The organism is Trebonia sp. (genome assembly GCF_049794275.1).
In the GTDB taxonomy this organism is placed as follows: Bacteria; Actinomycetota; Actinomycetes; order Streptosporangiales; family Streptosporangiaceae; genus Trebonia.
Genome location: NZ_JBARCR010001222.1, coordinates 1 through 1,584 on the forward strand (window position 1 = coordinate 1; position 1,584 = coordinate 1,584).

Genomic DNA, 1,584 nt, shown 5'->3' on the forward strand with positions numbered 1-1,584 from the left:
CTACGTGATCGTCGCGGTGCTGGCGATCATCGGCGGGGCGGACCTGCTCCGCACGGAGGCCGTGCTGCTCACCGTGCTGATCTTCGTGAACTTCAACATCGGGTGGCTGCTGCTGTTCGCCCCTGACAAGGAACCACAGACCGCGGGCACCTGAACCGGCCGCGGGCTGGCGGCGGGTCAGCAGCAGCCAGCCGGCCAGGCCCAGCGGGTAGATGAAGTAGCCGAAGCGCTCGGCCGGGCCGAGGGCGAACATCAGGGCCAGGCCGATCGCCAGCCGCCACGTCGCCGCGCGCAGGTCGCGTGGCGGCCTGACGATGAGCGAGACGGCCACGGCGAGCCCTGCGATCAGCAGCAGCGCGACCGCGATCGTGTGGCCGGCCGGACCGAGGCGCGCCAGCAGGTCGCCGGGCGTCAAGGATGCCGCCGGGGTGAGATGGCGGGCCAGGTCGAGCGGGAACAGCACCGTGTTCTGCACCATCGCGACCGGGCTGGCGATCACCGCGGGCAGCGTGGCCGCGGTGACGAACGCCAGCGCCGTGCCGGTGAACACGACCGCCGACCGGGTGCCGTCCCTGCTGCGCACCATCGCGGCGAGCACCGGGATCGCGAGCCACGCGGTCGGCTTCATCGCGCAGGCGAGACCGAGCGCGGCCGCGGCGGGCACCACGCGTTCCGGGTAGCTGATGAGACTCAGCGCCAGCAGCATCAGGGCCAGCACGGGCGGGTCGGTCGTGGTCACCGCCAGGTTCAGCGCCAGCACCGGGCAGGCGACCGCGAACGCCGTGGCCCGCAGCAGGTCGCGCCGGCAGTCCGCGCAGCGCCGCACCGAGTGCGGCAGCAGGACACCGAGCCCGGCAGCGAGCGCCGCGACGGTAACCAGCACCAGCCATACCCGCGGATCGCCGGGCGCGCCCTGCAATCCCGAGGCGCTCGGCAGGCCGAACAGCGCCATGGCGGGCAGGTAGGGGTCGTAGGCCAGCCAGGACGACAACTGGTGCGCGGGCAGGTACGGCGTGCCGTCCCGCACCAGCAGCGTCGCGGACCGCTCGATCACCGCCATCCCCGCGGCCAGGTCGCCCTGGGCGAGCATGAGCAGCAGCGGCGCGCCGACCGCGAACGCGGCCGTCAGCAGCGCGATGCCCCACGTGCGCGACCGCGGTCTGGAGACCATCACCGCCGCGACGCCGTAGGCGGGCACCGCCCACGCCGCCCAGATCGCGTCGTCGCCCCTGGCGACCAGGATGACGATGGCCGCGTAGACGGCGAAGGCCCAGTAGGCGGCCACTTCCCACTGGGGGTCCAGCCAGGATGCATGCGTCTTCGGCGCCGTGACAGACAACGGTCCGGCGAGTGGAAATGCCTCAGCGTTGCCGCCCGTGGCGCCCGTGGCACTGCCTCCCGTTTCTGCCAACGTCCGCCTGCGGGAGGTACCTACCCAAATTATCCGGGCGAATCCTCCTCCACCGGCTCCGGGACCGGGGAAGGCGCCGGGTCCTGGCGCGGCTCCGCCTGGGGCGCCGCCCGTGCACGGGGTGAAGGGCCGTCGCGCTGGCGTCACGGCGCCGTCACGCCGCCGTCCGGTGC

At 73.4% G+C, this 1,584-nt stretch carries 1 protein-coding gene; it reads right to left on the minus strand.

Translation table 11 applies throughout. The features are described from left to right. A partial coding sequence (locus tag WA805_RS30000) for a glycosyltransferase 87 family protein (protein ID WP_425244006.1) occupies positions 1-1,339 on the minus strand: 1,339 nt, incomplete at its 3' end. Between the last annotated feature and the right edge of the window lie 245 nt (positions 1,340-1,584).